General features: G+C 57.1%; 4 protein-coding genes and 2 pseudogenes. 2 read left to right on the top strand and 4 right to left on the bottom strand.

Annotated elements, in window-relative coordinates:
• The 4 genes from A3C3_RS0136700 to A3C3_RS40860 form a co-directional block, all read right to left on the bottom strand.
• On the bottom strand, positions 1–1,040 hold a 1,040-nt coding region (locus tag A3C3_RS0136700; protein ID WP_022719440.1), incomplete at its 3' end, for an isomerizing glutamine--fructose-6-phosphate transaminase.
• Between the two features lie 900 nt (positions 1,041–1,940).
• Positions 1,941–4,136, bottom strand: a complete 2,196-nt coding sequence (locus A3C3_RS0136690; protein WP_022719438.1) for a peptidase domain-containing ABC transporter — start codon at positions 4,134–4,136, stop codon at positions 1,941–1,943.
• 32 nt (positions 4,137–4,168) lie between these two features.
• On the bottom strand, positions 4,169–5,251 hold the full coding sequence (locus A3C3_RS0136685) for an HlyD family secretion protein (protein ID WP_022719437.1): 1,083 nt from the start codon (positions 5,249–5,251) through the stop codon (positions 4,169–4,171).
• A gap of 305 nt (positions 5,252–5,556) precedes the next feature.
• Positions 5,557–6,174 (bottom strand): hypothetical protein, encoded by a 618-nt coding sequence (locus A3C3_RS40860; RefSeq protein ID WP_145611538.1) that lies wholly within the window; start codon positions 6,172–6,174, stop codon positions 5,557–5,559.
• A 350-nt stretch (positions 6,175–6,524) separates the two neighbouring features.
• Here A3C3_RS40860 and A3C3_RS45865 point away from each other — a divergent pair.
• Both A3C3_RS45865 and A3C3_RS42945 read left to right on the top strand, forming a co-directional pair.
• A pseudogene (locus A3C3_RS45865) lies at positions 6,525–6,629 on the top strand (IS630 family transposase); the annotation flags it as partial.
• Between the two features lie 125 nt (positions 6,630–6,754).
• Positions 6,755–7,369: pseudogene (locus A3C3_RS42945) on the top strand (transposase); the annotation flags it as partial.
• Positions 7,370–7,387: the final 18 nt, after the last annotated feature.

Raw genomic sequence — 7,387 nt, 5'->3', positions numbered from 1 at the left:
GACTGCGAGATGAAGAGCGCCGCCGACTGCGGAGACAGCGGGATTTCGCGGTAGCGGAACTCGGAAGCGACATCGATCTCGACCGGCAGTCGGGCATAGCGCTCGAACCAGTATTTGCCGATCAGCCCGGCCAAGTAAGCCGTGCCGCAAGCGGAGACCGCCAGGCTTGGCACCTTGGCGAAGTCGATATCGTCGGAAACCGGCAGCACCTGATTATCGATGAAGTTGATATAATGGCTGAGCGCATGGGAGATGACCTCCGGCTGCTCGTATATTTCCTTCTCCATGAAATGGCGATGATTGCCCTTGTCGACGATAAAGGCGGCGGCCGTGGAGACCTGGCGCGGCCGCGTGACGAAGTTGCCGTCCATGTCGAAGATATGGACCCCGGTCTTGCCGATCACCGCCCAGTCGCCGTCGATCAGATAGGTGATTTCATTGGTGAAGGGCGCCAGGGCGATGGCATCGGAGCCGAGGAACATCTCGCCGTTGCCATGACCGATCGCCAGCGGCGGGCCGTTGCGGGCCGCCATGATTGTCGATGGATCGTCTTCGAAAAGAATAGCGAGTGCATAGGCGCCCCTCACCCGCTTCAGCATCGCATGCATCGCCTCGCGCCGTCCCAGGCCGTCGCGGCGAAATCTCGCCAGGAGCTGGGCGACGACCTCGGTATCGGTCTCCGTCCGGAATTCGGCCCCCGACTCCGAAAGCTCGTCCTTCAACTCGGCAAAATTCTCGATGATGCCGTTGTGAACGACGGCGACGCCATCAGTAAAATGCGGATGGGCATTGCGTTCGGTGGGCGCTCCATGGGTCGCCCAGCGGGTGTGGGCGATCCCGATGGTGGCGCTCAGCGGCTCTTCCTTCAGTCTCGCCTCGAGATTGACGAGCTTGCCCTCGGCGCGCCGGCGATGCAAGGCACCATCGATGATCGTCGCAACGCCGGCCGAATCGTATCCCCGGTATTCCAGGCGCTTCAACGCATCGACCAGCCGCTCCGAGACCGGCTGCTGCCCGACGATACCCACAATCCCGCACATGTTCTCTCCGACTTCGTCCCGGCACCTTAGCCGCCGCAGTAATCACGATGACGGACACCCGCCTGGCGCGTCTTCATTCAGGATCTTCTAATAGCATTCGGCAAGATCGGTAAAATCGATAGTAGGGATAGCAATCATCCACCGTATCGATCCTTGGGACGCGTGCACTGGGATGCATTTGACGGCCTTGATCTAAATCTCCTCATTGCGCTCGATGCTTTGACGGCCGAACGCAAGCTCAGGTCATGCGTCTTGACGCAAGAGGGCGTTGCAGCCGAAGCGCTTCGAGCCTTGCGGCTGGACTGGCCGCGAAAAGCAAAGCTTGACCAGCTAAGCGGGCGTCGGCGGCGCTGAGCGCGATACGGCATCCGATCAGAGCCGACACGGTGCGAAAGGATCCACTGAACGGTCGTCGCAACCGCCGCCAAGCGGCCCGCGATGCTTCCTGCGATTTACCAGAGCCGTGTCGGGTAAGCGACGAGCAGAGATTCCCTCGACTGATCGGAGCCCTTCAAACTGCACCACTTTTGTCTTCTCTATTCGGCGTGGTGAGGTCAAGCACCTTCTGATTGTCCGTAGCTATGGTGATTGACGTCTTCGCAGTATCGCGCTTCTCTCCGGGATCGGCCCGCGTGGCCCTCCCACTATGGGACCAGAAGAATGAGGCGGAACAATCTAATCGGCGACCTGATCGCAATAGACGACCGTACCAAGACAACCACGCGAACTCACCCCATCCGTCGTCCTGCGAAGGACATCTTTCCACCGGCGGCGGAAACTTCTTGTCTCCTTTTGTTCTTGTCACCTTGGTTGCTAATTACTCAGCAACAGGCAAGCTCTCCCGTGTCCAACAGAATTCGGTTCCGTCACTCCACATGCGATGCATGATCACAGCAAGATTCAAACAAAAGGGGAGACGCTCTGGGATTGAAACTCGGAGGCTGCCCCGATTTGCGCCCGCCACAAAGCGGCATAAGCGCCATCAGCTCTCAACAGATCAGTATGCTTTCCCTCCTCAACGACCTGACCCTTGTCTAGGACTACGATCTTGTCAGCCCTACAAATAGTGCTCAGCCGATGAGCGATGACGATGATAGTCTGGCCAGCCTGACGCAGATCTTCAACGACCCGCAGGACAAAAGCCTCAGCGACAGAGTCGAGAGAGGAGGTCGCTTCGTCGAGGATAAGGATCTCCGGATCCCGGTAGAGAGCCCGAGCCAAGGCAAGGCGCTGCTTCTCGCCGCCGGAGAGGCGTATACCGTTCTCGCCTAGATGGGTCTGGAGACCGCTGGGCCAGCTTTCGATTAGCTCTCGTAGCCCTATTTGATCGCATATTCGTAGGATCTTCACGATGTCCGGATCGAATGCGCCAAGTGCGATGTTCTCGATCACCGAGCCAGAGAACACGTCGACCGATTGCGGCACCGCTGCGATAACATTGCGCAGGGATACCGTCGAGAGATCCTGGAGAGCATAGGAGCCGATCCGGATGCGGCCACTCTCGAGCGGATACACATTCTGCAGCAGAGCCGCAAGGGTGCTCTTGCCTGAGCCACTTTCCCCCACCACGGCCGTCATCTCGCCCCGCCCGAAAGTGAGGCTAAGGTTCTGGAAAAGCTCCCGCTGAGAGCCATGGCGGAACGTGACATTCTCCAGGCGGATATCACCAAGGTGGGACTTTGTGGCATCAATGCCGCCGCCGTTCGTCTCCTGCTCCAGGTCGAAGATGTCGAATAGGCGTTCTGCCGCGACGAATGCGTCCTGAACGATCCGGTTGGTCTGGATGAGACTGGCAATCGGCCGGGTGATATAGCCGAGCAAAGCATAGCAGGATAGTAACTCGCCGGGCGTGAGGGTTTGATCGAGGGCAAGCGTCGTCCCAAACCACATCAGCACGATGGTGAACAGCGTCGAGAGGAAAATCGAGGCACTGTCTCCGAAGATCGAAATGAGCCCGGAGCTATAGACTGAGTGCAGCGTCTTGATGAAGCGGGTCTCGATCTTGAAGCTGGCGAAGCTTTCGATGCCGGAGGTCTTGATTGTGGAGATAGCTCCGAGCGATTCCACCAGTTGCGCCTCCAGGTCACCGGCATTCTCCATAATGGCGCGCTGGTGCTTCCGATTCAGCCGATTGGCGGTCCAATAGACAAAGAGGTACAGTGGGATGGAGACCGCCACGACCGATGCGATCTTCCACGAAAAGACGAACATCAGCCCCAATGAGAACAGAGTCATGTGCACATCGACGAACATGTTGATTGAGGCATCGTTCAGGAAGCTCCTGATCTTCACCGCATCGTTCATACGGGAGACGATTTCGCCCATTCTCATGCTGTCGTAGAACTTCTGAGGCAGGCTTAAGATGTGATTGTAGTAGCCGAGGATCAGGTCGACATCGATCTTCTGTCCCGTTTGCAGGACGAGCCGGTTCCGCAGGAGAGTGATCAGGACCTGCAACGCCAGGATCAGCAGCATGGCGACGCTCATGACGTTGAGCAGGTTGCGGTTGCCCGCTGTGATCACATGATCTACGATCTTCTGGACGTAGATGGCCGTCGAGAGGCCGAGGATCGTCGTCACCAGCGCTCCGACGAGAGCCTGCGCCATCACCGCCCTGTGTGGCGCAAGCAGACGGGCGAAGCGGGCGAGGGGTGAGGTGGTCTCGTCGTGGCGCTTGAAGGTGTCTGCTGGAACGAGGAGCACCAGGACGCCAGTCCATTGCGTGTTGAACTCCTCGTGCGACAGCTTGCGGATTTCGCCATAGGCGGGGTCCATGACAGTGACCCACTTCGCGTCGATCGCCTGGATTACGACGAAGTGGTGCAGCACCTCCTTAACGATCACGTGCGCGATAGCGGGCTTGGGGATCTTGTACAGGCTGTCGAAGCCGCCCCTCACCGCCTTGGAGATGAATCCTAGCTTTTGGGCCGCTTCCGTGAGGCCCATCACGGTGGTGCCGGAGCGGTCGGTCGAGGCATGTTGCCGGATGCGCGACAATGGCAGCTTGTAACCATAGAAGGCTGCCACAGAAGCAAGGCTTGCAGCCCCGCAATCCGTGATGTCGCGCTGCTTGAACTTACTGACGTTGCTCGACATGGCGGCTTTCTGGCTGTTTGAAAAATGAAGGATTAGCGGCCCGTCAGGAGCGGGTTGAGCCAATCGTCGACCCCGTTGTAGAGGAGTTGCAGGAGAGTGCGGTCGGCCACGCGAAAGCGCGCTCGCACGGTCATGCCTTTCTTCAGGTGACCGATCACCCCGTTCTTGAGCGCGAGATGGTTGCGGGAGAGCGCGCAGCGGACCTTGAAGATCGGCCTATCGTCAAGGAGTGTGAAGTCCTGCGCCACGTCGAGCACGGTTGCTTCGATCATGCCCCATTGATTATAGTTGAAGGAATCTATCTGGAGATGCACCGACTGGCCCGGCCGCACCAAGCCAATGTCGTTGGGGGAGACGTAGATATCTGCCACCAGTTTGCCGTCCGGCGAGACCCAAGCGACGGTTTGCCCCGCCTGGACGTAGCTGCCGGGGCTGAGGCCGGAGAATTGTTCGAGAGCGCCTGACACGGGGGATCGAATGTGGGTCAGATCCTGTTCTTTCTCCAACTGACGTAAGTTGGCTGCGAGTTCTTTTAGGCGCAGGTTAACGTCGAAGAGCTGCTGGTTCCATTCGGCGGATTTACGCTTCACGAGAATCTCGCGATTAACCGCAATGGTCTGGAGAGCGAAAGCCTTTTCGTCTACCGACTTCGCGGGCACCGTAGCAATCGAGAACAGTCGCTTAGCGCGGTCTAATTCTGCCGCGGCATTACTGCGGGAAAATTCGTTCTCCCGCAGCAGGTTGAGAAAATGCGCCCGCTCGGCCTTAGCTGTTTCGGTGAGGAGGCGGACCGGGCCGGTGGCGGCGCCGGACGAGATCAGAGCCTCGAGGTCACTGGCAAGATCGGTCTTAGCGCGAATATCGGCTCTAAGAGCCATAAGCTTTTCCTGGGCCACATCATCATCGAGGGTGAGGATCTCCTGCCCTTCGGCGACCCGGCTATTCTCAAGGGCAAGGATGCGGGAGACGCGCCCAGAGACGGGCGCGACCAGGGGCGTCTTTTCGACGACGGGCCGAATTCTTCCGGCACTTTGGACAGAGACAGGTATGCTCACGAGTGGCAGCGACACGAATGCCGCAACCACAGAGAGCACGATCACCTTGTAGATGACCAAAGATCGACCTGATCGCCGCGAGAGGATGCTTTCTGCAGTGTAGCAGGCTATTTCGGGAGGAAGTGGGATAATGTTCACGCGTCCGTTAGTTAGTCACCGCTTTATTTGTGATTCAACACACGCGCTAAACCTATACCCGCAACGATTGTTGACGCCGTAAGTGCGGCAGCAACAAGTCCGAAAACTACCCAAAAACACCCTCCGGAAGTTGAAGAAGCTTCTTCGGGGATTAACTCGATCACACCATAGGCTGACATATTGGTCATTATTTTCTACGTTCCTAAAGCCCAAGATAAGAGGAGGAATCAATGATTCCGGTCGGCGGCTTTTGCGCCTATAGATACAGCTGCAAGGCCGAGTATCCCAAAAATCGCGAAAGCTACTGCCCAAAACATCCCTCCAGAAGTTGCAGATGCTTCTTCGGAAGCCAATTCGGTTACGCTATATGACGACATATCAGGGTTCATTGTTGTCTCCATTCCTAACGCCGATGGTTGTTGCCATCGCTCAAATAGAAGCATGAACCGTGCCAACTCCCAAAAAGAACAAAGAGCTTCAACAATGGCGTCAATGATTGCTCGAAGGACGCCGCGCGGAACATCATAGTGTCGCGGACTCGACAAACCCGACAGGGTTGCACGACATTTCGACGGATGGCGGACACGTTTGGCGCCATCATAGGTGAGGAGTTTGGAGATCGAAAAAGTCTGCAATCCCGTGTCGACCCGCGGAAGTTCATGCTGGGTCATTTCTGCGCCCCGATCCCAAGTAAGGCACTGGCCCAACGTCTCCGGAAGACTTGTGACCGATCTCGTGATGGCATTGCATACAGCTTCGGCAACGTGCCGGATGGCGCCGGAAAATCTTTGATGCTCCGTCAGGATTTGATAGCCATCCATGTGCGGTTGGTGCAGCAGCGCCATGAAGCGGATTAGCAGGGCTCGCAGGGCTGTGCAAAGGCCTGATGAGGGATAAGCTTCTTGGAGGTACCCCATCGCGCGGGCGCAGGTAAATCTTCGGAAGTGCGCCGAGCATTCGTCGGAAACGCGGCTCCCACGAAACGCATTTGGAGCCTCATCATGTCGACACGAAGGGACTGTTGTGTGAGCAGAAGCGATGCTGACCTTTTTCCCGGAGCGTGTTGGTATAATGACTTTGCATGGCGGACAACGGCCGGCCGGGCACTAGAGCGCGTCCGTTGAACGCGGAATCGGAATTGAGATGACAGTCGCTGTTTGCCGTGACTCCCTGCGTTCGAATCAGGGAGATTGGGATGTCACGTGCATTAAGCGATGATCTTCGCAGCCGTGTTCTGGCGGCTTCTGCAGACGGGATGTCTGCACGCTCGGCGGCGGCGCGGTTTGGGATTTCAACGGCAAAGGATTTGTTGCAATCCTCAAATGGATCGGCGGTTTGCCCATCGACCGTATCGTCTATGAGCCAACGGGCGCTTATCATAAAGCGTTCGAGCGCTTCATGATCGCCCAGGGCTTGCCGATTTCCAACATCAATCCGCGCCTTGCCCGGCGTTTTGCCGAAGCGACCGGCAGGTTGGCCAAGACGGATCGGGTTGATGCTGAACCGTCTTCTGCGCAAAAATACGCATGTGCTCAATGATTTGAAGGAACTACCTGCTCAAACGGCAAAACGATGTGCGCCTCAGGCAGATAGATACCCAGATGCGACAGATCGATGAGGCCATCATGCGATTTGATCGATGTCGATGATAGCCTCAAGGTGCGCTTCGATATCCTCGTCTCCATTCCCGGCATTTCCACTGTCACTGCTTTCACGCTGATCATCGAAATGCCCGAGCTCGGAGAGCTCGACGAAAAGGCCGCAGCCTCCTTATGCGGGCTAGCTCCGATGAGCCGACAATCCGGACGATGGACCGGACGTGCTTTCATTGCTGGCGGAAGGGCCATCGTTCGGCAAGCGCTCTATATGCCAGCACTTGTCGCAGCCCGCTTTAATCCAGATCTCAAGGCAACCTACAACGCGCTTATCGGGACTGGAAAACCGCCAAAGGTTGCCATAACTGCAATCATGCGAAAACTTATCGTCCTCGCCAACGCACTCCTGCGCGACAACCGAAAATGGAACCAAAAAGCCGCTTGATCAAAACGGATACTCTAG

The sequence above is a fragment of the Rhizobium mongolense USDA 1844 genome, from assembly GCF_000419765.1.
GTDB lineage: Bacteria > Pseudomonadota > Alphaproteobacteria > Rhizobiales > Rhizobiaceae > Rhizobium > Rhizobium mongolense.
Note: the sequence above shows the minus strand (reverse complement) of the source record. Positions and strands in the feature narration are given on the sequence as shown.